Genomic DNA, 24,577 nt, shown 5'->3' with positions numbered 1-24,577 from the left:
ACGGGAACCGCCCGGGGCCGCCCGGCGGGTCCGGGCTCAGGCGGCGGCGGACCGCACGATCGTGAAGACCGCCCCCTCCGGGTCCGAGACGGTCGCCAGCCGGCCCGTCGTGCCATCAGCGGGCGCATGGAGGACGTGCCCGCCGAGTTCGGCCACCCGGGCCGCGGCCTCGTCGGTGTCGGCGACCTCGAAGTAGGTCATCCAGTGCGGTCCACGGTCGCGCGGCAGCGCGTGCCCCACGCCGTGCATCGAGGCCACGGGCCGGCCGTCGACGTGCAGGGTCTGGTAGTCGAAGTCGGCGGAGACGACGGCCTCCGTCTCGAAGCCGAAGACCGCCTGGTAGAACTTGCCGACCGTCGCGGTCTCACGGGTCACCAGCTCGTTCCAGACCGGGGTCCCCGGAGCGCCCGCCAGGGCCGTACCGACGTGGGCTGCGGCCTGCCAGAGGCCGAACACCGCCCCGCTCGGGTCGGAGGCGATGGCCAGCCGCCCGGCCTCACCCGCGTCGAGGGGTCCGACCGCGACCGTGCCACCGCAGGAGCGGATCGTCTCCGCGGTGAGGTCGGCGTCGTCGGTGGCGAGGTAGGTCGTCCAGGCGACCGGCAGATGCCGGTCGGGGGCCAGCTGCCCGAGCCCCGCGACCTCCTTGCCGCCGAGCAGCGCACGGACATAGGGCCCCAGTTGATCGGGCCCCGGCCTGAACTCCCAGCCGAACAGGGCCGCGTAGAACTCCTGGGTGGCCGTCAGGCCGTGCACCATCAGACTTACCCAGCACGGCGTTCCGGGTGTGCGCCGCTCGGCAGCCTCGGTCATCGTCTTCGCTCTCCTCGGACCTTTGTGTGGCCGTACGAAAGGACAGGACCGGTACTCCGGCCCAGGGTGGGGGAGGTGAGTACGTCCGTGAAGATGCTTGCACCACCTGACGCGTCACGCGCCCCGGCCGCGCCGCCTTTCGACGGCTTCTCGACAGGGAGAGTCCGATTTGGAGGGGAATATACGCATCGGATTTCGTACCGGGCACCACATCGGTTCCCTGTCGGGCTCCGCGACGACATCACTGCGAGCCGGGTGGCTCCTGCGCGAGGATGGCACTCATGAAGCCCATCATCACCGCATCCGAATGCGCGAGCGAGTCGGCGGGACCACGCCCGCCGGTGCTCCTGGACGTCCGCTGGCAACTGGGCGGTCCGCACGGCCGCCCCGACTACGACGCGGGGCACCTGCCCGGCGCGGTCTTCGTCGATCTCGACGCGGAGCTCGCCGGCCCGGCCGGCAAAGGCGGCCGGCACCCACTGCCGGACCCGGAGGAGTTCGGCGCGGTGATGCGCCGGGCCGGGGTCTCCCGCGGCGCCCCCGTGGTGGTCTACGACGGCGGTCTGGGCTGGGCGGCGGCCCGCGCCTGGTGGCTGCTGCGCTGGACCGGCCACCCCGACGTCAGGGTGCTGGACGGCGGTCTCGCCGCCTGGACCGGCGAGCTCTCCACCGTGACGCCGACGCCGGCGGAGGGGGACTTCCGGCCGGAGCCGGGCGCGCTCGCGCTGCTCGACGCGGACGAGGCCGCCGCACTCGCCCGTTCCGGGCTGCTGCTCGACGCGCGGGCCGCGGAGCGCTACCGCGGCGACGTGGAGCCGATCGACCGGGTCGGCGGCCACATCCCGGGTGCCGTCTCGGCTCCGACCACGGAGAACGTCGGCAAGGACGGCCGGTTCCTGCCTGCCGGGCAGCTGGCCTCCCGGTTCGGCGGGCTGGGAGCCGGGGCGGACGCCGGCGAGGTCGGCGTCTACTGCGGCTCCGGGGTCTCCGGCGCCCACGAGGTACTGGCGCTGGAGCTCGCCGGTTACCGGGCCGCTCTGTACGCGGGCTCCTGGTCCGAGTGGTCCTCCGACGCGTCCAGGCCGGTCGCGACGGGCCCGGACCCGCAGTAACGCCACGGGCGGGGCCGGCTCCCGCGCCCGGACAGAGCGAGGGCCCGTACGCGAGCGCGTACGGGCCCTCCTCATGCGGCGGTCACCGGATCAGTCCTGCTTCTTCCGGCGCGTACCGAACACGATCTCGTCCCAGCTGGGTACCGCTGCCCTGCGGCCCGGACGGACACCGTCCGCCTCGGCCTGCCGGTCCGTCGTCCCGGTGAGCCGGTCGCGGTGACCGGCCACCGCACGGGGCATCAGGACGTCCGCGTACGCCGACCCCGCTCCCGCGGAAGCCGCCGCGGCGGGCGGCTCGTCCGCCTCGGGCTCCTGGACCGCCGGCTCGATGGCGGGCGGTTCGGGCTGCGAGGGCCGTTCCGGTACGACCATGTCGCCCCGGAAGCTCGGTACGGCCTCCAGCAGGCTCGTCAGCGAGTCGCGCTCGTTGGCCGACACCCCGCCGATGCGCTCGTCGGGCTCGGGGGGAGGCGGCGGAGCGGGCCGCTCCATCTGGCGGTCCAGGGCGCGGTCCAGCGGCCGGTCGCGCGGCAGCCGTGCGATCCGGGGCACGAACGGGAAGCTGGGCTCCGGCGCGGCGACGTCGTCGGTCTCGCCGATCAGCGAGCGCGCCTCGTCGTCCACGGCCTGGACGAGCCGCCGGGGCGGGTCGTACGTCCAGCTCGCCGAGTGGGGCTCGCCCGCGACCCGGTAGACCAGGAGGACTTCCCAGGTGCCGTCGTCGCGGCGCCAGGAGTCCCACTGGACCGTTTCCTTGTCGGCGCCCCGCATCAGGAGACGCTCCTGCACCGCCTCGCCGAGCTGGGGGCCGACGTTCTCGCCGGGACGGCGCACGGGAGTCTTCCGGGCCCGCTCCGCCATGAAGGCGCGCTCCGCGAGCACGGGGCCCTCGAAGCGGCGCACACGGTCGACGGGGATCCCGGCGAACTGGGCGACCTCCTCAGCGGAGGCACCGGCTCGTATGCGGGCCTGGATGTCGCGGGGACGGAGGTGGCTCTCCACCTCGATCTCGATCTGGCCGAGCCGGGCGCGGTCGTTGCGCACGGCGGCGCGCAGCCGCTCATCGATCGGAAGCGTGTACTCCGTGCTGTCCGCAGCCTTGAGCACCAGTCGTGTGCCGTCGTTTGAGACGGCCACGACACGCAGTTCGGGCATGGGAACCTCCCGGGTGGTGCCTGCCGACGTCACGTGCGTCGCTGCTTCCGCTAGTCGAGTGTGGCCTGCCCGGGTGCAGCCTGCCACAACCTTGCCAAGTTACCCGGCGTGTCGGGCCTTGGCCCTTGAGCACCGCGATGGCACGGTTACCTATTTGCGACACACAGTGACTTGATGGTCACTCCGTGTCGCAGGCGCCGTGCGATGCCGCGGCGCCGCCGGTTCGAGCGCCGTCTTCGGCCCCCTCCCGTAAAGCTCGGAAACCCATGCGGGAGTCCGGCCCCAGGGCTCGCCACAGTACTCCATTCGGGCCATGTGGGTGGACCGGCGCGCCGCCGAAGTTCTCGCGGGGGACGGGAGTTGGCTCGCGCGCCGACGGGTCATATGTGCGCAATCGTGTCCTGCTTCACAGAATCACCAGAAGCGGAACTATTCACTTCGCCCAAAGGTCCCTTCTTGTTGCACGGTGGGAGAGAAGCCAAGCAGGGGCAGGTAATGGTTGATAAGCCGGAAAGCGACACCGAAACCAAGGAAAGGCGTATCGATCTGAGTCTGCCGCAGGTCGCGGGCAGTGCTGTGGCGGCCGTCGCCGCCGCGGTCATGGCCTCGCAACTGGGCGTGTACGGAACGATTCTCGGCGCGGGCGTGATGAGCATCGTCGCCACCTGCGGAGGCTCCGTCTTCCAGCACTTCTTCCGCCGCACGGGCGAGCAGATCCGGGAGGTCACGGTCCAGGTGAAGCACCCGGCGGGCCGCCAGGTGACCGTACGCACGAGGGAGACGACCCCGGCGGACCGCGGAGGGCGGCTGCGGCAGCAGCCGGTGGACGACGCGACGACCGTGCTGCGGACCGTACGGACCGACCGGGACGAACCGGCCGACCGGGCCAGGACTCACGGCGCCGACCTCGACCGCACCCAGATGCTCGGCATCGACCGCACGCAGCTCCTCAAGCCCGACCCGGACCGCATGCAGCTCCTCAAGCCCGACGAGGCGTTCTCCGGTGCCACCACGCACGGGACGCGCATCCGGGGCTGGAGGAAGTCCGCGCTCGCGGCCGTCGCGGTCTTCGCGCTGGCGATGATCGGGATCACCGCGTTCGAGCTCGTCTCGGGCAACGACCTGAGCGGCGGCCGGGGCACGACCTTCGGTTCCGTCGTACAGGGCGGGGACCAGCGCCCGGAACCGGCCGGCCAGGAGCCCGCCGGAAGCACGGACCAGGAGCAGGGCACGGACCAGGAGCCGCGGTCCGGCACCAGCACGGCGCCGGAGACGGACCAGGGAGACACGGCGACCGCCGATCCGGACCCCGGCCGGGAAGGCGACGCGACCACAGTGCCGACGCCCACGCCCTCCGGCTCGGGGGATTCCGCCCCGAGCCCCACACCCACCCCGACGGCGCCGTCGGACGGCTTCACCGCCACCCCGGAGCCGACCGGGACGCCCGAGGCTCCGGTGCGGCAGGACGAGGGTGCCGCGGACACCGGAACCACCGGCTGACGGCAGGCGCCCACGCCGCCGGGTTTCAGTCGCCGAGCACCCGGCGCAGGTAGTCGTTGCCGAACAGCCGGTCCGGGTCGAGCCTGTCGCGTACGGCGGTGAACTCGCCGAACCGGGGATAGGCACCGGCCAGGTACGCGGCGTCCCGGGTGTGGATCTTGCCCCAGTGCGGGCGCCCGCCGTGGGCGGTCATGATCTGCTCCACCGCCGTGAAGTACGCCTGGTAGGGCGTCCCCCGGTACAGATGCACGGCGATGTACGCGCTCTCCCGGCCCGAGGCGGTCGAGAGCGCTATGTCGTCGGCGGGCGCGGTCCTGACCTCCACGGGGAAGCTGATCCGCAGGGGGGAGCGGTCGATCATCGTCTTGACCTCGCGCAGGGCCTCGACGGCGCTCTCCCGCGGCAGCGCGTATTCCATCTCCATGAAGCGCACCCGGCGCGGGCTGGTGAAGACCTTGTACGGGATGTCGGTGTAGGTGCGGGCCGACAGGGCACGGCTGGAGAGCCTGGCGATCGACGGGATGGTTCCGGGGACCGCGCGGCCGAGCGAGCAGGCGACCTGGAAGACGCCGTTCGACAGCAGCTCGTCGTCGATCCAGGCGCCGACCTTGCCGGGCGGGGCGGCCGGACCCGCGCTGCGGTTGTTGCGCTTGGTGTTGCAGTTCCCGGTGTGCGGGAACCAGTAGAACTCGAAGTGCTCGTTCTCGGTGAAGAGCTCGTCGAAGTCCGCGGTGACCCGGTCGAAGGTCATCGGTTCCTCACGCGCCGTCAGCAGGAAGACCGGCTCCACGTCGAAGGTGATCGCGCTGATCACGCCGAGTGCGCCGAGCCCCAAGCGGGCGACCGCGAAGACGTCCGGATTCTCCGCCTCCGAGCAGCGCAGGACCGTGCCGTCCGCCGTGACGAGTTCGAGGGCACGGATCTGGGCGGATATGGACGCGGAGTCGCGGCCGGTGCCGTGCGTACCCGTCGAGGTGGCCCCGGCGACCGTCTGCTCCATGATGTCGCCCATGTTGGTGAGGGAGAGTCCCTCCCGGGCGAGCGCAAGGTTGAGCCGCTTCAGCGGGGTGCCGGCCTCGACTGTCACCGTCATCGCCGCCCGGTCGATGTGCCGGATACCGGTGAGCAGGTCGGGACGTATCAGGACGCCGTCGGTGGCCGCGGTCGCGGTGAACGAATGGCCCGTGCCGACCGGCTTCACCTTCAGGCCGTCCTCGGACGCCCTGCGGAGCACCTCGGCGAGCTCGTCCACGGAGGCGGGCGACACCGCCCGTACAGGCCGGGCGGTGACGTTCCCCGCCCAGTTACGCCACGCGCTCGTCGTCGTCCGTCCGTAGGTGTCGCTCATCTTCCCCGCGCCCTCCCGTAGGAACCGGCTTCGACAGCCGGCGATACCCCAGGAACGCCACAGCGGCCGCGAGCGCTCCCGCCACGGTGGGCACCACGTACCCCGCCTCCGCTCCGGACGCGTCGACCACCCAGCCGGCGGCCGAGGAGCCGAGCGCCACTCCGACCGCGAGCCCGGTACCGGTCCAGCTCATGCCCTCGGTCAGTTCGGCGCGCGGTACGTGCTGCTCGACGAGGGCCATGGTGGTCACCATCGTCGGTGCGACGGAGAGGCCCGCGACAAAGAGCGCCACGGCCAGAAACGGCAGGTTCCCGGCCAGTTGGAGGGGGATCATACTCACGGCCATCACGCAGACCCCCACCAGCCAGGTGGTGGACGGCCTGCCCTTGACGTGCATCAGCCCGAACACGGCGCCCGCGAGGCAGGAGCCCAGGGCGTAGACCGCCAGTACGAGACTGGCCGCCGCCTTGTGGCCCTGCTCCTCGGCGAAGGCCACGGTGACCACGTCCACCGCCCCGAAGATCGTTCCGGTCGCCACGAAGGTGACCACCAGGACCTGGAGTCCGGGGGAGCGGAGCGCCGAGCCGCGGGACTGTGCCGACTTGGGATGCGGCAGCGGTTCGGTGGCGCGCTGCGCGGTCAGCCAGAAGACACCGACCGCCAGGAACCCGCCGGCGAGCAGCGGACCCGCTTCCGGGAACCACGCGGTGGAGAGCCCGATCGAGATGATCGGCCCGAAGATGAAGCACACCTCGTCGATGATCGACTCCCAGGCGTACGCGGTGTGCAGCTCACGGGGCGATCCCCGGTAGATGTCCGCCCAGCGGGCCCGGGTCATCGCGCCCACGCTGGGGACGCAGCCGACGCCCGCGGCGAAGACGAACAGGGTCCAGTCGGGCCACCGCTGCTGGGCGCAGACGAGCAGTCCGGTGACGGCCGCCAGGGAGACCAGCGTGGCCGGGCGCAGGACCCGGCGCTGTCCGTACCGGTCGACCAGCCGGGAGATCTGCGGGCCGAAGACAGCCGCCGCCATGGCCAGGGTGGCCGCGAGTGCGCCGGCCAGCCCGTACCGGCCGGTTATCTGGGAGATCATGGTGACGATGCCGATCCCCATCATGGACAGGGGCATGCGTCCGAGGAATCCGGCCGTCGAGAACCCCTTGGAGCCGGGGGCGGCGAAGATGGCGCGGTAGGGGCTGGGCAAGGGGCACTCCGGTCGAGCCTGTCACGCGTGAAGATGGCCGATACAGCTTACGGGCGGAACCGGGTGTCCGATACCTCGACGGACACCGGCCGGGCGTCCGGACACCCGGCCGGACATCAGCTCACGCCGCGCCACCGACACCCGGACGCGCATCGGCTCACCCGGGCCCGTGAGCGCCCGGACAGGCATCGGCTCGCGCTGGCGTGGACACCCGGGCGGATGTCGGTCGACTCACTGCCGGACCCGGGTGGCAGGATCGGGTTCATGTCCGATCTGCGCGATCCCGCTCTCTACGACGCCCTGCTCCTTCTCTCCTTCGGCGGCCCCGAAGGCCCGGACGACGTGGTCCCGTTCCTCGCAAACGTGACCCGCGGCCGGGGCATCCCCGAGGAGCGCCTGAAGGAAGTCGGCAAGCACTACTTCCTGTTCGGCGGCGTCAGCCCCATCAACGGGCAGAACAGGATCCTGCTCGACGCCCTGCGCAAGGACTTCGCCGAGCACGGCCTGGACCTCCCGGTGTACTGGGGCAACCGCAACTGGGCGCCGTACCTCACCGACACCCTGCGCGAGATGGTCACGGCAGGGCACCGCCGTATCGCCGTGCTGGCCACCAGCGCCTACGCCTCGTACTCGGGCTGCCGCCAGTACCGCGAGAACCTCGCGGAGTCGCTCGCGGTCCTGGAGGCCGAGGGACTGCCCGTACCGCGCGTCGACAAGCTGCGGCACTACTTCAACCACCCCGGTTTCGTGGAGCCCATGACGGAGGGCGTACTGGCCGCGCTGGCCGATCTGCCCGACGACGCCAGGGAGGGCGCGCACCTCGCCTTCACGACGCACTCCATCCCCACGTCCGCCGCCGACACCTCGGGCCCCGAGGACGCGCACGGTGACGGCGGTGCCTACGTCGCCCAGCACCTCGACGTCGCGCGGGTGATCGTCGACGCGGTACGCGAGCGGACCGGCACCGCGTACCCGTGGCAGCTCGTCTACCAGTCGCGCAGCGGCGCCCCGCACATCCCGTGGCTGGAGCCCGACATCTGCGACCACCTGGAGACCGTCCGGGACGAGGGCGCCCGCGCGGTCGTGATGGTCCCCATCGGCTTCGTCTCGGACCACATGGAGGTCCTGTACGACCTCGACACCGAGGCGACAGCCAAGGCCGCCGAGATCGGGCTGCCCGTGCGCAGGTCGCCGACCGTCGGCGCGGACCCCCGGTTCGCCGCCGCCGTCCGGGAGCTGGTCGTGGAACGCACCGCGGCCGAGCGGGGGCGCGCCGTGGAGCGGTGCGCCCTGGGCGCACTCGGGCCGAGCCACGACCTGTGCCCGGTGGGCTGCTGCCCCCCCCGGGCCCCGAAGCCCGCGGCGGCGGGCGCCGACAGCCCGTACGCCTAGGGTCCTTCGCCCGGATCGGACCAGACCCCCCGCGAGCCCGGCCTGATCCGGACGAGAGGCCCGGGACCCCGCGCGCCGTGAACGCAATCCTCCTGGGAGCACCGTGACCGACCCCCTCCTGACCGAACTCCTCGACCTCGCCCTGGAAGCGGCCCGTCGCGCCGGCGCACTGCTGCGCGACGGCCGCCCGGCCGACCTGGGGGTGGCCGCGACCAAGTCCAGCCCCATCGACGTGGTCACAGAGATGGACATCGCCGCCGAGAAACTGATCACAGGCTTCCTCTCCGAGCGCCGCCCCGGCGACGGCTTCCTCGGCGAGGAGGGGGCGAGCGTCCAGGGCAGCACCGGCGTCCGCTGGGTCATCGACCCGCTCGACGGCACCGTGAACTACCTCTACGGCCTGCCCACCTGGGCGGTCTCGATCGCGGCGGAACGCGAGGGCGAGCGGATCGTCGGCGTGGTCGAGGTCCCGATGCGCCGTGAGACGTACCACGCGGTGCTCGGCGGCGGTGCGTACGCGAACGGCGCCGCCCTGCGCTGCCGTCCCGCGCCCCCGCTCGACCAGGCGCTCGTGTCGACGGGCTTCAACTACGTCACCGACGTCCGCACCCACCAGGCGGCCGTCGCCGCCCGGCTCATCCCCCTGCTGCGCGACATCCGCCGCGGCGGCTCGGCCGCCGTCGACCTGTGCGACGTCGCGGCGGGCCGTCTCGACGGCTACTACGAGCGCGGACTGTATCCCTGGGACCTCGCGGCCGGCGATCTCATCGCCCGGGAGGCGGGCGCGCTCACCGGAGGGCGTCCGGGACGCCCCGCCGACGGCGGGCTGACGGTGGCCGCCACCCAGGGCGTCTTCGAACCGCTGCAGGCGCTGCTGGAGGAACTGGGCGCCTGGCACGACTGAGGGACGGGTGCGCCCGGGCGCCTGACGCGGCCCTGCGGGCCCACGGACACAGAAGAGGGCCCCGGTTGCCGGTCATGGCAGCCGGGGCCCTCTCATGGCGGCTCAGACGCTTGTGGTGCTCACTTCGACGCCGTGTTCGGCCGCGAGACGGCGCAGGTCGTCCAGCTCTCCCTGCTCGACATCCGCGAGGAAGTCGTCACCTGTCTCGCGAGCCCTGGTGAGGTCGGACTCGGTGCTCTTGATGCGTTGCAGCAGACCTGCGGTGAAAGCGTCCATGGAGCGCCCCTTCATCGTGGGTCGGTGGCACGGGGGTGTGCCCGGGATTCCTCCGGCCGGGGACCGGAGGGCGGGTGATCACGCCTCCCCCCAGGGGGACGAACGGGCAGTGTCATGCCACGTGCAGGGTGTGATCTCGGGTGTGAGGTCGTCATCCCCAGACCGGATCCGGCAGAAACCTCAACTGGCCCGCGAATCCTCCTCATTCCCCTGGGCAGCAGCCGGCCTCGCGTCGTCTTACCGCCGGTTTATGCGCGTTGCGGGCAGGATGGACGCGCACAGTCACCCTGCTGACCGTGCGGTCGTGCGGCCCGGACCAGGGCCGTTCGCCATTTCGATCCACCGAAGTACCTAAGGAAGGACAGCGCTGTGCGCGTACTCGTCGTCGAGGACGAGCAACTGCTCGCCGATGCGGTGGCCACCGGACTGCGCCGGGAGGCCATGGCCGTCGACGTCGTCTACGACGGTGCCGCGGCCCTGGAGCGCGTCGGGGTCAACGACTACGACGTGGTGGTGCTGGACCGTGACCTCCCGCTGGTCCACGGCGACGACGTCTGCCGCAAGATCGTCGAGCTCGGGATGCCCACCCGGGTGCTCATGCTCACCGCGTCCGGTGACGTCAGCGACCGTGTGGAGGGACTTGAGCTCGGCGCGGACGACTACCTGCCCAAGCCGTTCGCCTTCAGCGAGCTGACCGCCCGGGTACGGGCCCTCGGACGCCGTACGACGGTCGCGCTGCCGCCGGTCCTGGAGCGCGCCGGGATCAAGCTCGACCCCAACCGCCGCGAGGTCTTCCGGGACGAGCAGGAGATCCAGCTCGCTCCGAAGGAGTTCGCCGTACTGGAGGTTCTGATGCGCAGCGAGGGCGCGGTCGTCTCGGCCGAGCAGCTGCTGGAGAAGGCGTGGGACGAGAACACCGACCCGTTCACCAACGTGGTGCGCGTGACGGTGATGACCCTGCGCCGCAAGCTCGGTGAACCGCCCGTCATCGTCACGGTGCCCGGTTCCGGATACCGGATCTGAGGACGCCGTGCCAGCCGCCCCGGCGCCCGTGACAGCGCCTCCGAAGCCGACCTGGGAGCCCAAGCAGCAGGAGCCCCCGTATCCCTGGCTGCGCCCGACCATTCGCATACGGCTCACGCTGCTCTACGGAGGCATGTTCCTGATCGCGGGCATCCTGCTGCTCTCGATCATCTACATGCTGGCCGCGCAGGCCCTGCACGTGGGCAGTGAGCTCCCGTTCCAGATCGTGAACGGCGAGGTCACCAGCGAGGTGTGCGACCTCCCCAAGAAGGCGACGCCCGACGCCTTCAACGCGGCCATGAACACCTGCGTCAACCATCAGCGCAAGGAAGCCCTCGACACGCTGCTGAACCGGTCGCTCCTGGCTCTCGTGGGCCTCAGCATCATCGCCTTCGCGTTCGGTTACGCCATGGCCGGCCGGGTGCTGTCCCCGCTGGGCCGGATCACCCGAACCGCCCGCAGGGTGGCCGGAACCGACCTCTCCCGCCGGATCGAGCTGGACGGCCCGGACGACGAGCTGAAGGAGCTCGCCGACACCTTCGACGACATGCTGGACCGGCTGGAGCGGGCCTTCACGGCCCAGCAGCGGTTCGTGGGGAACGCCTCGCACGAGCTGCGCACACCGCTGGCCATCAACCGCACGCTGCTGGAGGTCCACCTCTCCGACCCGGAGGCCCCGCCGGAGCTCCAGCAGCTGGGCAAGACCTTGCTGGCCACCAACGAGCGCAGTGAGCAGCTGGTCGAAGGGCTCCTGCTGCTGGCCCGCAGCGACAACCAGATCGTCGAACGCAAGCCCGTGGACCTGGCCGAGGTCGCCGAGCGCGCCATCGACCAGGCGCACGCGGAGGCGGTCGCGAAGGGCGTGGAGATCCGCGGCGAGCGGGCTCCCGCGGTCGTGCAGGGCAACGGTGTCCTGCTGGAGCGGATCGCGCTGAACCTCGTACAGAACGCGGTCCGCTACAACGTGGCCGAAAGCGGCTGGGTGGAAGTCACCACCGAGCTCCAGCCCGGACAGGCGCTCCTCGTCGTCTCGAACACGGGGCCGGTGGTGCCCGCGTACGAGATCGACAACCTCTTCGAGCCCTTCAGGCGTCTGCGTACGGAGCGGACGGGCAGCGACAAGGGGGTCGGACTCGGCCTGTCGATCGCGCGATCCGTCGCGCGGGCCCACGGAGGCCGTATCATCGCGGAGCCTCGCGAGGGCGGTGGTCTTGTGATGCGCGTCACCCTGCCGGTCTGAGAGGGTTCGTGGTGCGAGGCCGCAATGGATCGCAGTGTTCGCTTTAGGCGGAATTTTCGGGACCCGCTCCCGGCGATTCCGTGTGTGATCGATCACAGGTGCGAAAACTCCGTCCTCTACTCTCCGTGATCGCGCCTCCGCCGGAAAGCCGGGAATCGTCCGGGTTTTCGGGGGTCGATATCACGGGAAGTACACGGGGTAGCGCCTGTGAACGGCAGTATCAGGACCGTGTACGGTCCCCATCGCCACCCAAGCCGACCTCTCCCGAGGGGCGCGTTTGGGTGTCGATTGAGTAACAGACCTTGATGTGAGGCAAAATCTCCGCCTCAGGTCGGGCACAAGTCCGGCCTCTCACGCGTTACGTGCGCTGGAGACACCGCAGACACCCATGAGGGGGAGAGCGACATGGCAACGGATTACGACACCCCACGCAAGACCGACGACGACGTGGACCAGGACAGCCTCGAAGAGCTCAAGGCTCGTCGGAGCGACAAGACCGCGTCCGCCGTCGACGTCGACGAATTCGACGCGGCCGAAGGACTGGAGCTGCCCGGCGCAGACCTGTCCAACGAGGAACTGGCCGTACGGGTCCTGCCCAAGCAGGCCGACGAGTTCACCTGCATGAGCTGCTTCCTCGTGCACCACAGGAGCCAGCTGGCCCGCGAGAAGAACGGCCAGCCGATCTGCCGCGACTGCGACTAGGTCGGGCCGGCCGTGGCAGGCGACACACCGTTCCGGAAGCGGCGCTTGTGGCACAAGAAATCCGCGGAGGCGCATCAGGGCGGCACAGGCCCGGCAGCAGGCGCAAGCCCGTCTGCCGAGCGTTCCGCCGCCCTGCCGCCTTCCGGCGGCGCACCTGACGACGAGCGAGGCCGGTCGGCCTCGCTCGAAGCAGTCCGGGCGGAAGGCGCAGGACTCGACGAACAGGCCGGAGAGCCCGGCAGGACGGAGCCCGTGACCGGGGCAGGCCGTCTGAACACACTGAAACGGGGCGTACGCAAGGGCGGGGAGAGCGCCAGAGCCGTAGCCGGCCAGCTGGCCGACCGGATCATCGACACGGCTCCCCGGGTCCCTGTGCGCGATCTCGCCACCCTGCGCAGGCAGTTCCCGGGGCTCGGCCCCGAAGAGCTCGCCGACAAGCTCATCGCGGGCGCGGGCAAGGCCACCGCCGCCGTCGGCGCGGGAATCGGGGCGGCCGCCATGATGCCCGTGCCGCCCGCCATGATCGCCGAACTGGCCGCGGAGATCACCGGCGTCGCCGCCATCGAGCTGAAGCTCGTCGCGGAGCTCCACGAGGTCTACGGGCAGCGCCCGCCCGGCAACATCGGCCAGCGCAGCACCGCGTATCTGACGTCCTGGACGGAGGAGCGCGGTATCGACGTCGCACGGCCCACCACGCTGAACGCGGCGCTCGGCGGCCAGATGAAACGCGAGCTCCGGCAGCAGATCATGAAGCGCATGGTGCGCGATCTGCCGAATCTGATCCCGTTCATGATCGGCGCCGCGGTCGGTGCGGTGATGAACCGGCGGGACACCACGAAGCTCGCCGAACGGGTCAGGAAGGACCTGCGCGAGCACCAGGTGCCCTGGGACCGGCTCTCGGACCTGCCCGCGCTGGAACAGCCCGAGAACCCCAAGCGGCTTCCCGGGGAGTCCCAGCCCTAGGCCCCCGCGCTCAGGCCGCCCGTACCGCCGTCAGCGCCGCCACCAGGGCCTGCGGCTCGCGCGTCGAGAGGAAGACGTACGGAGTCGGGTCGGCCGGGTCGGTGACCTCGACCCGCACCGCCGTCGGGATGTAGCTGCGCAGCAGCATGAACGCCCGCAGGTCGGCCTTGTGCGAGCGCCAGGCGCGCGCGCCCTCCGCGTCAAGCACCTCGGCCTCGCCGAGCGCCGACAGCGGAATCCTCGCGTCGCCCGCGACCAGGGCGCCCGACACCACGCGGATGCGCGCGGAGCCGTACGAACTCACGATGACGGCGGCTGCCGCCGTCCCGCCGACCAGACCGACGAGCAGCGGCACGGTGCCGAGCGGCAGAAGCATCAGGGCGCAGGCGACGCCGACCCCGAGGGCGATGACCCACCACGAACGGGGAGCGGTGAGGCGTTCGTCGAAGGACGTTGCGGAAGGCTGCATGAAACCAAGCTTGGCACGGCGCGACCCGCGGTCGGCCGCGCGGGTAAGGTCTGCGCCTGTGAGTGGAACATCTAGGGCCCTGACGCCCCCGGCCGACGCGGTGGCGCCGGTCCGGCACCCCGAAGCCCCGGCGCCGGGAGAACTCCTCGGCGCGCACTACGAACACTGTTTCGGCTGCGGCGGGGGACAGCCGCACGGGCTGCACCTACAGGCCCGCGCCGGAGAGGGCGTACGCGTCACCGCCGAGTTCACCGTGAAGGCCGCCCACCAGGGCGCCCCGGGTCTCGCGCACGGCGGCGTACTGGCCACGGCGCTGGACGAGACGCTCGGCTCGCTGAACTGGCTGCTGCGGGTCATCGCGGTGACCGGGCGGCTGGAGACCGACTTCGTGCGGCCGGTGCCGGTGGACACCGTCCTGTTCCTGGACGCCGAGATCACCGCCGTCCACGGCCGCAAGATCTACTCCACGGCCACCGGCAGGATCGGCGGCCCCGACGGGCCCGTCGCGGTCCGCGCCGACGCCCTGTTCATCGAGGTCAAGGTCGACCACTTCATCGAGAACGGCCGGCCGGCGGAGATCCAGGCCGCCATGGCCGACCCCGACCAGGTCAAGCGCGCCCGCGCCTTCGAGGTGAACCCCTGATGCGCCCTCCTCTCGACGTACTGATCCGCCTGCTCGACCCCGAGGTGCCGGTCCCCTCGTACGGGCACCCGGGCGACGCCGGAGCCGACCTCGTGACCACCGAGGCCGCCGAACTGGCGCCCGGGGAACGCGCGGTGCTGCCCACCGGGGTCTCCATCGCCCTGCCCGACGGGTACGCGGCGTTCGTGCACCCGCGTTCGGGCCTCGCCGCCCGCTGCGGAGTGGCCCTCGTGAATGCCCCAGGGACGGTTGATGCCGGGTACCGTGGGGAGATCAAGGTGATCGTGGTCAACCTCGATCCGCGCGAGACCGTGCGGTTCGAACGTTTCGACCGGATTGCCCAGCTGGTCGTCCAGCAGGTCGAGAAGGTGCGCTTCCACGAGGTGGCGGAACTTCCCGGTTCGGCGCGGGCCGAAGGTGGCTTCGGGTCCACCGGCGGTCATGCCGCGGTGGACGGCGTCAGGGGCGGGATCACCCAGGGTGGGAACAGCTACGCTTCGGTCGTATCCGACCGGGAAGGACAGTGACGTGTTCGGACGTCGCAAGAAGAGTGGTTCCGCCGAGGACGCGGCGGACGAAGCGCGCGAGGCCGAGCAGGTCGCCGACGAGCTCGACGACGGCGCCGCGAGCGGTTCGCGCCGGATGAACCTTCCGCCGGCCCCCCGGCCGGACGGGCCGTGGGACGTCGACGAGGTGAGCCAGCCCGGCGAGGGCCGGGTCGACCTGGGCGGGATCTTCGTGCCCGGAGTCGAGGGCATGGAGCTGCGCGTCGAGGTCGCGGGTGACGCGATCGTCGCCGCCACCGTCGTCCTGCGGGACAGCGCGGTGCAGCTCCAGGCGTTCGCGGCCCCGAAGAAGCAGGGCATCTGGGGCGAGGTCCGCGAGGAGATCGCCACGGGCATCACCCAGCAGGGCGGCATCATCGACGAGGTCGAGGGTCCGCTGGGCTGGGAGCTGCGCGCCCAGGTCCCCGTACAGCTTCCGGACGGGACGAACGGCGTACAGCTCGTGCGTTTCGTCGGCGTCGACGGGCCGCGCTGGTTCCTGCGGGGAGTCATCTCCGGTCAGGGTGCCGTGCAGCCCGAGGCGGCGGGCCTGCTGGAGACGATCTTCCGGGACACCGTGGTCGTCCGTGGCGAGGGCCCCATGGCGCCGCGTGACCCCATCGTCCTGAAGCTCCCCAACGACGCCCAGATGGTGCCGGAGGGTGTGCAGCAGGAGGAGCAGGAGAGCTCCAAGTTCTCCGGTGGGATGGGTCAGCTCCAGCGCGGACCCGAGATCACCGAGGTGCGCTGAGGCGCTCCCCGCAGCATCGGCCGGTGGGCCGTACCCGCACGCCCGGGTACGGCCCACCGGCGTTTCCATGCCGTGCGGGAGGCCCAGGACCGATCGCCGCCACCTGGCCATTGCCCGGCTGTGTGCCTCATGCACATACTGGCCGCGGCGGGGAAGCGTTCGTACGGGGAGAGACATGACCGAGAGCACCGGGGCACAGGGCGGCACGGCGGTGGCCGAGGAAACGGGGCGGGGGCCCATGGTGCGGATCGAGGACCTGCGCCGCTCGTACGGGACCGGCGCCTCGGCCGTCCACGCGCTGCGCGGTGTCTCCTTCGAGATCCCGCGCGGTGAGCTCGTGGCGCTCAAGGGGCGCTCCGGATCGGGCAAGACGACCCTGCTCAATCTGGTCGGTGGCCTGGACTCGCCGGACGGCGGCCGGATCGTCGTCGACGGCGTCGACCTCTCCGAGCTCGGCGAGAACGGGCTCCTGGAGCTGCGCCGCGACCGGATCGGTTTCATCTTCCAGTCGTTCGGGCTGCTCCCGATCCTGACCGCGGCCGAGAACGTCGGCGTACCGATGCGGCTGCGCAAGGCCGATCCGCGGGAGCGCGAGGAGCGCGTGGCGCTGATGCTCGCGCTCGTCGGGCTGGGCGACCACGCCCGGCAGCGCCCCGGCGAGCTCTCGGGCGGACAGCAGCAGCGCGTCGCCATCGCCCGCGCGCTCGCCAACCGGCCGGCCCTGCTGATCGCCGACGAGCCCACCGGACAGCTCGACGCTGAGACCGGCCTCGCCGTCATGGAGCTGCTGCGCGCGGTGGTGCGCAGCGAGGGCGTCACCGCCCTCGTCGCCACCCACGACGCCCAGCTGCTCGGTCTCGCAGACCGGGTCCTGGAGCTCAGCGACGGGCACATCGTGGAGCACGCGAAGGCGGTCTGAGGGCCGCGGGGGAGTGTGGCCGTGAGCTGCCGCTGATCCGCCGTACACCTCGCCGGCCGGCCGGGTGGGCGTGCGCCGGACATCCGGCCGGGCGTTCCCGCCGGCCTGGGCGCCGCGCATCAGAATCCCGTCAATACGCGCTCCGGAGCCACCCCCGGTCCGATATGCCGGAAATCCTCGGAGTAGTTTCGGAATCGGCTGCCGCATCGGCCGCAGTCGCTTCTGAAAGACAATGGGGCCATGGGACGCGGCAAGCTTCGGATCTACCTGGGTGCGGCACCCGGCGTCGGCAAGACGTACGCGATGCTCTCCGAGGCCCACCGCCGGGTGGAGCGGGGCACCGACTGCGTCGTCGCCCTCGTGGAGCACCACGACCGGCCGCGCACCGAGGTGATGCTGCACGGGCTGGAGCAGGTCGGGCGCCGTGACATCGAGTACCGCTCGGCCGTCTTCACCGAGATGGACGTCGACGCGGTCCGCGACCGGGCGCCCGCCGTCGCCCTGGTGGACGAGCTGGCCCACACCAATGTGCCCGGCTCCCGCAACGCCAAGCGCTGGCAGGACGTCGAGGAACTCCTCGCGGCGGGCATCGACGTCATCTCGACCGTCAACATCCAGCACCTGGAGTCGCTCGGCGACGTGGTGGAGTCCATCACCGGCGTACGGCAGCGCGAGACGGTCCCCGACGAAGTCGTACGCCGCGCCGACCAGATCGAACTTGTCGACATGTCGCCGCAGGCGCTGCGCCGCCGCATGGCGCACGGCAACATCTACAAGCCCGACAAGCTCGACGCGGCCCTGTCCAACTACTTCCGCCCCGGCAACCTCACCGCGCTGCGCGAACTGGCGCTGCTCTGGGTCGCCGACCGGGTCGACGAATACCTCCAGCAGTACCGCGGCGAGCACAACATCCGCACCACGTGGCAGGCCCGAGAACGCATCGTCGTCGGACTGACCGGCGGCCCCGAGGGCCGTACCCTCATCCGCCGGGCCTCCCGGATGGCGGCCAAGGGATCGGGCAGCGAGATCCTCGCCGTGTACATCGCCCGGAGCGACGGCCTCACCGCGGCCTCGCCCAAGGAGCTCGCAGTGCAGCGCACCCTCGTGGAGGACCTGGGCGGCACCTTCCACCACGTCATCGGCGACGACATACCCTCGGCGCTCCTGGAATTCGCGCGCGGGGTCAACGCCACACAGATCGTGCTCGGCTCAAGCCGCCGCAAGGCGTGGCAGTACATCTACGGTCCGGGCGTCGGCGCCACGGTCGCCCGGGACTCCGGCCCCGACCTCGACGTCCACATCGTCACGCACGAGGAGGTCGCCAAGGGCCGGGGGCTGCCCCTGGCACGCGGCAACCGGCTCGGCCGGGCCCGCATCCTGTGGGGCTGGGCCGTCGGCGTCGGGGGACCGGCGGTCCTCTCGCTGTTCCTCAGAAGCCTGGAGGACGGCCCCGGGCTCGCCAACGACGTCCTGCTCTTCCTCTTCCTGACGGTCGGCGCCGCCCTCCTCGGCGGACTGCGGCCGGCCCTCGCGTCGGCCGCAGCGGGCTCGCTGCTGCTCAACTACTTCTTCACCCCGCCCACCCACACCCTGACCGTCCAGGACCCGGAGAACTTCGTCGCCATCGTGATCTTCTTCGCGGTGGCGGTCGCGGTCGCCTCGGTGGTCGATCTGGCGGCCCGCCGCACCCACCAGGCCGCCAGGCTGCGCGCCGAGTCCGAGATCCTCTCCTTCCTGGCCGGCAGCGTCCTGCGGGGCGAGACCGCCCTGGACGCCCTGCTGGAGCGGGTCCGCGAGACCTTCGCGATGGAGTCCGTCGCCCTGCTGGAGCGGCAGAGCGACGTCGATCCGTGGACCTGTGCCGGGTTCGTTGGGCCGTCGCCGGTCGTCCGTCCGGAGGACGCCGACGTGGACATGCCCGTCGGTGACCACATGGCGCTGGCGCTCTCCGGGCGGGTGCTGCCCGCCGAGGACCGGCGGGTCCTCGGCGCCTTCGCCGCCCAGGCCGCCGTCGTACTGGACCGGCAGCGTCTGGTGGGGGAGGCCGAGGAGGCCAGGCGGCTGGCCGAGGGCAACCGGATCAGGACCGCGCTCCTCGCGGCCGTGAGCCACGATCTGCGTACCCCGCTGGCGGCCATCAAGGCCGCCGTCAGCTCCCTGCGCTCCGACGACGTCTCCTGGTCCGACGAGGACGAGGCGGAGCTCCTCGAAGGCATCGAGGACGGGGCCGACCGGCTCGACCACCTCGTGGGCAACCTGCTGGACATGTCCCGCCTCCAGACCGGCACCGTGACCCCGCTGATCCGCGAGATCGATCTCGACGAGGTCGTCCCCATGGCACTGGGAGGCGTACCCGAGGGCAGCGTCGATCTCGACATCCCGGAGACGCTTCCGATGGTCGCCGTCGACCCCGGGCTGCTGGAGCGAGCCGTCGCGAACATCGTCGAGAACGCGGTGAAGTACAGCCCCGACGGGAAGCGCGTCGGCGTCGCCGCGAGCTCGCTGGGCGAACGGGTCGAACTGCGGGTCGCCGACCGGGGCCCCGGGGTCCCGGACGAGGGCAAGGAACGGATCTTCGAGCCCTTCCAGCGCTACGGCGACGCCCCGCGCGGCGCCGGAGTCGGTCTCGGCCTCGCGGTCGCCCGCGGGTTCGTGGAGGCGATGGGCGGCACGCTCGACGCGGAGGACACCCCAGGCGGCGGGATGACCATGGTCCTCACCCTCAAGGCGGCCTCGGGACACGTTCCCGCCGCCACGGGACTGCCCGCCCAGGTCACCTCGTGACGCTCCCGCACCTCGTACACGTTCCGTGCAATCCCGACAGCAGAAAGGCAGGTACGCGATGACCAGGGTGCTTGTGGTCGACGACGAGCCGCAGATCGTACGCGCCCTCGTGATCAACCTGAAGGCGCGCAAGTACGAGGTGGACGCCGCGCCCGACGGCGCGACGGCCCTCCAGCTGGCCGCGGCCCGCCACCCCGACGTCGTCGTCCTCGACCTCGGACTGCCCGACATGGACGGCGTCGAGGTGATCCGGGGACTGCGCGGCTGGACCCGGGTGCCGATCCTGGTGCTCTCCGCCCGTCACAGCTCGGACGAGAAGGTCGAGGCCCTGGACGCGGGCGCCGACGACTACGTCACCAAGCCGTTCGGCATGGACGAACTGCTGGCCCGGCTCCGCGCGGCGGTCCGCAGGGCCGAACCCGTCGGCACGGACGGCGCCGACGGCGTCGTGATCGTCGAGACCGAGGGGTTCACGGTCGATCTGGCTGCCAAGAAGGTCAACCGCGGCGGCCGCGACGTACGCCTCACCCCCACCGAGTGGCACTTGCTGGAGGTGCTCGTCCGCAACGGCGGACGGCTCGTCAGCCAGAGGCAACTGCTCCAGGAGGTCTGGGGCCCCTCGTACGGCACCGAGACCAACTACCTCCGCGTCTACATGGCCCAGCTGCGGCGCAAGCTGGAGGCCGATCCCTCGCACCCCAGACACTTCGTCACCGAACCGGGCATGGGCTACCGCTTCGAGCGTGGCTGACCGCCGGAAACGGGCTTCGGGAAGGTCATACCGGGACGACTGAGGTAACCCGTCCGGGGGACACCCCCGGGCACCCGCCGACACCTCTGGACACCGGTACCCTTCGGGTATGAGTGCCGTTCCCCGATTCGAGAAGCCCGGCAGGGCGGACAAGCCGTCCGGCCGCTTCCGCCGGATGCTCGACCGCCTGTCCAGCTCCCAGCAGGACCTGGAGTCCGAGGAGCTGCGGGAGGACGCGCAGGCGTCGGGGTGCACCCGCATCGCCGAGTGCTCCGACCGCCAGATCGTGAAGGTGACTGGTACGTTGCGAACCGTCACCCTGCGTCCGCGCGCCGGAGTGCCCGCACTTGAGGCGGAGCTCTTCGACGGCACCGCGCCGCTCGACGTGGTCTGGCTGGGCCGGCGCTCCATAGTCGGCATCGAGCCGGGCCGTAAGCTCATCGCCTCGGGCCGTATCTCCATGAGCCACGGACGCCGAGTGCTGTTCAACCCCAAATACGAACTCCGACCGCTCGGCAAGGAGTAGCCGGTGACGTCTCTCGACAAGCCGACGTCCGACAAGGACACGTCCCACCCCACCGCCCGTGAGGAGGCCGCCGCGAAAGCGGTGACCGAGGCCGCGCTCTCCGAGGCGTTCGGCGGTATCCGCGGAATGGTGGAGACAGTCCTTCCGGGACTGCTCTTCGTCACGATGTTCACCATCAACAAGGACCTGCACACCGCGGCCATCGCGGCCCTGGTCGTGTCGCTGCTCATGGTCGGTGTGCGGCTGGTTCGCAAGGACACCGTCAAGCACGCCTTCAGCGGCGTCTTCGGCGTGGCCTTCGGTGTGGTCTTCGCGATGATGACCGGTAACGCCAAGGACTTCTATCTGCCGGGCATGATCTACACGCTCGGACTGGCGCTCGCCTACATCATCACGACCATCGCGGGCGTGCCCCTGATCGGCCTGATCCTGGGTCCGGTCTTCAAGGAGAACCTCTCCTGGCGCACCAGGAACCCCGGCCGCAAGGCCGCGTACGCCAAGGCCAGCTGGGCCTGGGGCCTGATCCTGCTCGCCAAGTGCGCGATCCTCTTCCCGCTCTACTGGTGGGCCGACACCACCCAGCTCGGCTGGGTACTGGTCGCGCTGAAGATCCCGCCGTTCCTCCTCGCCGTCTATCTGACGTGGCTCTTCCTCGCGAAGGCGCCGCCGCCGATCGACGTCTTCGCCGAGATGGAGGCGCAGGAGCAGGCCGAGAAGGACCGCAAGGCGCAGGCGGCACAGGCCGGCCACGAAGGCTGACAGGCTGCACGCGAGAGGGCCCCGCACCGTTCGATCCGGTGCGGGGCCCTCTGGCGTCCCGCGGTTACGGGAGGACGGGCCGGCTAGTCCTCGGTGAGCTCGCGGCGAACCGACAGCAGGTCCTCCAGCTGTTCCTCGCGCGCCTGGGCCGCCACGAAGAGCAGTTCGTCACCGGCCTCCAGCGACTCCTCGACGTTCGGCGTGAGCACGCGCGTGCCGCGGATGATCGTGACCAGCGAGGTGTCCTCCGGCCACGCCACGTCGCCGACCCGGGTGCCGGCGAGCGCCGACTCCGGGGGCAGCGTCAGCTCGACGAGGTTGGCGTCGCCGTGGCTGAAGCGCAGCAGCCGGACCAGATCGCCGACGCTCACCGCCTCCTCGACCAGGGCCGACATCAGCCGCGGCGTGGAGACCGCGACATCGACGCCCCAGGACTCGTTGAACAGCCACTCGTTCTTCGGGTTGTTGACCCGGGCGACGACCCGGGGCACGCCGTACTCGGTCTTCGCGAGCAGCGAGACGACCAGGTTGACCTTGTCGTCGCCGGTCGCGGCGATCACGACGTTGCACCGCTGGAGGGCGGCCTCGTCCAGAGAGGTGATCTCGCAGGCGTCCGCGAGCAGCCACTCGGCCATCGGGACCCGCTCCACCGAGATGGCGGTCGGTGCCTTGTCGATCAGCAGCACCTCGTGCCCGTTCTCCAGCAGCTCGGCCGCGATGGAGCGGCCCACCGCCCCCGCCCCGGCAATCGACACGCGCATCAGTGACCGCCTTCTTCCGGGCCCTCGGCGAAGGCCGCCTCGACCTTCGCGATCTCGTCCGTACGCATCATCACGTGGACCAGGTCGCTCTCCTGCAGGACTGTCTGCGACGTCGGCAGGATCGCTTCACCCAACCGGGTGAGGAAGGCGACGCGGACGCCTGTCTGCTCCTGCAGCGTGCTGATCTTGTGGCCGATCCACGAGGGCGTGGTGTGCACCTCGGCGAGCTGCACCCCGCCACTCGGGTCGCGCCACAGCGGCTCGGCGCCGGAGGGCAGCAGCCGGCGCAGCATCTGGTCCGCGGTCCAGCGGACGGTGGCCACGGTGGGGATGCCGAGGCGCTGGTACACCTCGGCTCGCCGCGGGTCGTAGATCCGGGCCGCGACGTTCTCGATGGCGAACATCTCGCGGGCCACCCGGGCGGCGATGATGTTCGAGTTGTCGCCGCTGCTCACCGCGGCGAACGCGCCGGCCTCTTCGATCCCGGCCTCGCGGAGCGTGTCCTGGTCGAACCCGACCCCGGTGACCCGGCGGCCGCCGAAGCCGGAACCCAGGCGCCGGAAGGCGGTGGGGTCCCGGTCGATGACGGCGACCGTGTGGCCCTGCTGCTCCAGGGTCTGCGCGAGAGCGGCTCCGACTCGCCCGCAACCCATGATGACGATGTGCACCTTGCGCCTACCTCGCCGTCCTGGTCATCCCGCTGACCTGCGAAAACACCCTGGTCACACTTCTTTCTCAGCTTGCCGGGCAAACAACGGGGCAACCACCTGCGGCGTTGCCCGGGATTGAGCTTATGCCGCAACGCATCGGCCGCCTCATCCGAGTGTGCCTCCGGTGCCCGACCAGCGCCCGCACACTGCCCGCGACACTGCCCGCGCAGCGCCCGCGGCGCTCCTCACGCACCCTCGGCACCACTGCCCGCGCAGCGCCCGCGGCACTGCCCGCACAGGCCCGCGCGGGCCCGGACCCTTGAGTGACGGGATACAGACATCTAACATGTCAGTTCATGGAGCCCCTCCGGCCCGTCCGACGGACCCTGCTGCGTGACACCGCGTACGAAGCGATTCGCGACGCCATCGTCCGCGGTGACATCCCGCCCGGCACGTCCGTCCGTGACGGCGAACTCGCCGAACGGCTCGGGCTCTCCCGGGCGCCCGTCCGTGACGCCCTTTCCCGCCTCGCGGCAGAGGGGCTGGTGGAGAGCAAGCCGCAGAGCTACACCCGCGTCACCCGGCTCGTCCCGCGAGACATCCGGGACGCCGCCTCCGTCGTGCGCGCTATGCAGGAACTGGCCGCCCGCGCCGCTGTCCCGCACCTCACCGGAACGGACATCGCGGCGATGCGGGCCGCGAACGAACGGTTCCGGGCCGCCGCCGAGGACGGTGACACCGCCGCCGCGCTGCGCGCCGACGACGAGCTGCACGGCGTGCTCGTCGCCGCCTGCGGCAACCGGGCCGTCGCCGCCACGATCGAGCGCTACACCCCGCTGATCCGCCGCCTGGAGTGGCGGCGGTTCGGTACGGCGCCTGCTGCGCACGGCTCGGCCGCCCTGCACGACCGGTTCATCGACGCCTGCGCAGCGGCGGACGCGGAAGCGGCCTCCCGGATCACGGCCGAGATCTGGCGCGCCGTCGAAGAACTCGCGGACGAAGAACTCGCGGACGAAGAGCTCGCGGGCGAAGAGCTCGCGGACGAAGAGCCACCCCTCCGGCCGTCGCCGCCGCAGCCCACCCCGAGACTCGGAGCCCGCATGACGGCCCTGGGACAGGTCACCGACGGTGTACGAGGGGAAGCCGACGGCAGGCATGACCGACCTGGTCGCCCGCGGTGAGATCGCCCGCGGCGCGACCATCCTGCACGCCCCTCTCGGGGGCCTTCACGCACTCGACGGTTACAGCACGCTCTTCGCGGAAGCATGAGTGCAAGGAAGACGTTAAAGATTGAGCGAAGTTCTGTGCCTGAAGCCGGAAAATAGGGGAGATTGTCCGTCTTTGATGGGGTGGTGGCTCATCGGCAGCCATACGCACCGCATACGAT

General features: G+C 71.2%; 24 protein-coding genes and 2 pseudogenes. 18 read left to right on the top strand and 8 right to left on the bottom strand.

The window, feature by feature from the left end; translation table 11 throughout:
• Positions 1 to 36 precede the first annotated feature (36 nt).
• Complete coding sequence (locus tag AB0C82_RS09565; RefSeq protein WP_362838132.1) at positions 37 to 813, bottom strand: VOC family protein; 777 nt, start codon at positions 811 to 813, stop codon at positions 37 to 39.
• 281 nt (positions 814 to 1,094) lie between these two features.
• Here AB0C82_RS09565 and AB0C82_RS09560 point away from each other — a divergent pair, with 281 nt between their 5' ends.
• Positions 1,095 to 1,925, top strand: coding sequence for a sulfurtransferase (locus tag AB0C82_RS09560; RefSeq protein WP_362838129.1), 831 nt, complete (start codon positions 1,095 to 1,097; stop codon positions 1,923 to 1,925).
• Between the two features lie 90 nt (positions 1,926 to 2,015).
• Here the strand turns inward: AB0C82_RS09560 and sepH are convergent, their stop codons facing one another.
• A complete protein-coding gene (sepH, locus tag AB0C82_RS09555) occupies positions 2,016 to 3,080 on the bottom strand; it encodes a septation protein SepH (protein WP_362838127.1) in 1,065 nt (354 codons plus the stop codon).
• 495 nt (positions 3,081 to 3,575) lie between these two features.
• Between sepH and AB0C82_RS09550 the strand changes: the two genes are divergently transcribed.
• Entirely contained in the window at positions 3,576 to 4,580 is a 1,005-nt protein-coding gene (locus tag AB0C82_RS09550; protein ID WP_362838124.1) for a hypothetical protein, read from the top strand.
• Positions 4,581 to 4,605: 25 nt separating this feature from the next.
• Here the strand turns inward: AB0C82_RS09550 and AB0C82_RS09545 are convergent, their stop codons facing one another.
• The gene (locus AB0C82_RS09545) at positions 4,606 to 5,928 is read right to left on the bottom strand and encodes a D-arabinono-1,4-lactone oxidase (RefSeq protein ID WP_362838121.1); all 1,323 of its coding nucleotides are present in this window, start codon (positions 5,926 to 5,928) and stop codon (positions 4,606 to 4,608) included.
• Positions 5,885 to 7,132: an MFS transporter gene (locus AB0C82_RS09540; protein WP_362838118.1), complete on the bottom strand. Its 1,248-nt coding sequence runs from the start codon at positions 7,130 to 7,132 to the stop codon at positions 5,885 to 5,887. The genes AB0C82_RS09545 and AB0C82_RS09540 overlap by 44 nt, the downstream gene beginning before the upstream one ends.
• 264 nt (positions 7,133 to 7,396) lie before the next feature.
• Here AB0C82_RS09540 and AB0C82_RS09535 point away from each other — a divergent pair, with 264 nt between their 5' ends.
• Together AB0C82_RS09535 and AB0C82_RS09530 are read left to right on the top strand one after the other, a co-directional pair.
• Positions 7,397 to 8,524, top strand: a complete 1,128-nt coding sequence (locus AB0C82_RS09535; RefSeq protein WP_362838115.1) for a ferrochelatase — start codon at positions 7,397 to 7,399, stop codon at positions 8,522 to 8,524.
• Positions 8,525 to 8,627: 103 nt separating this feature from the next.
• Positions 8,628 to 9,428 carry an inositol monophosphatase family protein gene (locus tag AB0C82_RS09530; protein WP_362838113.1) on the top strand — a complete coding sequence of 267 codons (801 nt, stop codon included), beginning with the start codon at positions 8,628 to 8,630 and terminating at the stop codon, positions 9,426 to 9,428.
• A gap of 102 nt (positions 9,429 to 9,530) precedes the next feature.
• Here the strand turns inward: AB0C82_RS09530 and AB0C82_RS09525 are convergent, their stop codons facing one another.
• Positions 9,531 to 9,704, bottom strand: a complete 174-nt coding sequence (locus AB0C82_RS09525) for a hypothetical protein (RefSeq protein WP_328906288.1) — start codon at positions 9,702 to 9,704, stop codon at positions 9,531 to 9,533.
• A gap of 369 nt (positions 9,705 to 10,073) precedes the next feature.
• On the opposite strand from AB0C82_RS09525, the gene AB0C82_RS09520 reads away from it, so the two are divergent.
• From AB0C82_RS09520 to AB0C82_RS09505, 4 genes are all read left to right on the top strand, one after another.
• Positions 10,074 to 10,727, top strand: a complete 654-nt coding sequence (locus AB0C82_RS09520; protein WP_014153613.1) for a response regulator transcription factor — start codon at positions 10,074 to 10,076, stop codon at positions 10,725 to 10,727.
• A 7-nt stretch (positions 10,728 to 10,734) separates the two neighbouring features.
• Positions 10,735 to 11,967 carry an ATP-binding protein gene (locus AB0C82_RS09515; protein WP_362838111.1) on the top strand — a complete coding sequence of 411 codons (1,233 nt, stop codon included), beginning with the start codon at positions 10,735 to 10,737 and terminating at the stop codon, positions 11,965 to 11,967.
• A 405-nt stretch (positions 11,968 to 12,372) separates the two neighbouring features.
• Positions 12,373 to 12,669 (top strand): DUF4193 domain-containing protein, encoded by a 297-nt coding sequence (locus tag AB0C82_RS09510; RefSeq protein WP_003965732.1) that lies wholly within the window; start codon positions 12,373 to 12,375, stop codon positions 12,667 to 12,669.
• 12 nt (positions 12,670 to 12,681) lie between these two features.
• On the top strand, positions 12,682 to 13,632 hold the full coding sequence (locus AB0C82_RS09505; protein WP_362838109.1) for a hypothetical protein: 951 nt from the start codon (positions 12,682 to 12,684) through the stop codon (positions 13,630 to 13,632).
• A 10-nt stretch (positions 13,633 to 13,642) separates the two neighbouring features.
• Here the strand turns inward: AB0C82_RS09505 and AB0C82_RS09500 are convergent, their stop codons facing one another.
• A complete protein-coding gene (locus AB0C82_RS09500; protein ID WP_362838107.1) occupies positions 13,643 to 14,101 on the bottom strand; it encodes a DUF3093 domain-containing protein in 459 nt (152 codons plus the stop codon).
• Positions 14,102 to 14,159: 58 nt separating this feature from the next.
• Here AB0C82_RS09500 and AB0C82_RS09495 point away from each other — a divergent pair, with 58 nt between their 5' ends.
• From AB0C82_RS09495 to AB0C82_RS09460, 8 genes are all read left to right on the top strand, one after another.
• Positions 14,160 to 14,744 (top strand): PaaI family thioesterase, encoded by a 585-nt coding sequence (locus tag AB0C82_RS09495; protein WP_185297920.1) that lies wholly within the window; start codon positions 14,160 to 14,162, stop codon positions 14,742 to 14,744.
• On the top strand, positions 14,744 to 15,271 hold the full coding sequence (dut, locus tag AB0C82_RS09490) for a dUTP diphosphatase (RefSeq protein ID WP_362838105.1): 528 nt from the start codon (positions 14,744 to 14,746) through the stop codon (positions 15,269 to 15,271). The genes AB0C82_RS09495 and dut overlap by 1 nt, the downstream gene beginning before the upstream one ends.
• A gap of 1 nt (position 15,272) precedes the next feature.
• Entirely contained in the window at positions 15,273 to 16,040 is a 768-nt protein-coding gene (locus AB0C82_RS09485) for a DUF3710 domain-containing protein (protein ID WP_362838102.1), read from the top strand.
• A gap of 175 nt (positions 16,041 to 16,215) precedes the next feature.
• Entirely contained in the window at positions 16,216 to 16,959 is a 744-nt protein-coding gene (locus AB0C82_RS09480; protein ID WP_362838100.1) for an ABC transporter ATP-binding protein, read from the top strand.
• Positions 16,960 to 17,199: 240 nt separating this feature from the next.
• The gene (locus AB0C82_RS09475; protein ID WP_362838097.1) at positions 17,200 to 19,743 is read left to right on the top strand and encodes a sensor histidine kinase KdpD; all 2,544 of its coding nucleotides are present in this window, start codon (positions 17,200 to 17,202) and stop codon (positions 19,741 to 19,743) included.
• A 58-nt stretch (positions 19,744 to 19,801) separates the two neighbouring features.
• Positions 19,802 to 20,494, top strand: a complete 693-nt coding sequence (locus AB0C82_RS09470) for a response regulator (protein ID WP_362838094.1) — start codon at positions 19,802 to 19,804, stop codon at positions 20,492 to 20,494.
• A 109-nt stretch (positions 20,495 to 20,603) separates the two neighbouring features.
• Positions 20,604 to 21,020, top strand: a complete 417-nt coding sequence (locus AB0C82_RS09465; protein WP_362838091.1) for an OB-fold nucleic acid binding domain-containing protein — start codon at positions 20,604 to 20,606, stop codon at positions 21,018 to 21,020.
• Positions 21,021 to 21,023: 3 nt separating this feature from the next.
• Complete coding sequence (locus AB0C82_RS09460) at positions 21,024 to 21,779, top strand: DUF3159 domain-containing protein (protein ID WP_362838089.1); 756 nt, start codon at positions 21,024 to 21,026, stop codon at positions 21,777 to 21,779.
• 83 nt (positions 21,780 to 21,862) lie between these two features.
• On the opposite strand, the gene AB0C82_RS09455 is transcribed toward AB0C82_RS09460, so the two are convergent.
• Positions 21,863 to 22,540, bottom strand: coding sequence for a TrkA family potassium uptake protein (locus AB0C82_RS09455; protein WP_258049716.1), 678 nt, complete (start codon positions 22,538 to 22,540; stop codon positions 21,863 to 21,865).
• Positions 22,540 to 23,208: a TrkA family potassium uptake protein gene (locus AB0C82_RS09450; RefSeq protein ID WP_362838086.1), complete on the bottom strand. Its 669-nt coding sequence runs from the start codon at positions 23,206 to 23,208 to the stop codon at positions 22,540 to 22,542. The genes AB0C82_RS09455 and AB0C82_RS09450 overlap by 1 nt, the downstream gene beginning before the upstream one ends.
• Before the next feature lie 338 nt (positions 23,209 to 23,546).
• On the opposite strand from AB0C82_RS09450, the pseudogene AB0C82_RS09445 reads away from it, so the two are divergent.
• A pseudogene (locus tag AB0C82_RS09445) lies at positions 23,547 to 24,149 on the top strand (GntR family transcriptional regulator); the annotation flags it as partial.
• Positions 24,150 to 24,302: 153 nt separating this feature from the next.
• Positions 24,303 to 24,459 (top strand): annotated as a pseudogene (locus AB0C82_RS09440) (aminocyclopropane-1-carboxylate deaminase/D-cysteine desulfhydrase family protein); the annotation flags it as partial.
• Between the last annotated feature and the right edge of the window lie 118 nt (positions 24,460 to 24,577).

The organism is Streptomyces sp. NPDC048560 (assembly GCF_040650955.1).
Lineage (GTDB): Bacteria > Actinomycetota > Actinomycetes > Streptomycetales > Streptomycetaceae > Streptomyces.
Note: the sequence above shows the minus strand (reverse complement) of the source record. Positions and strands in the feature narration are given on the sequence as shown.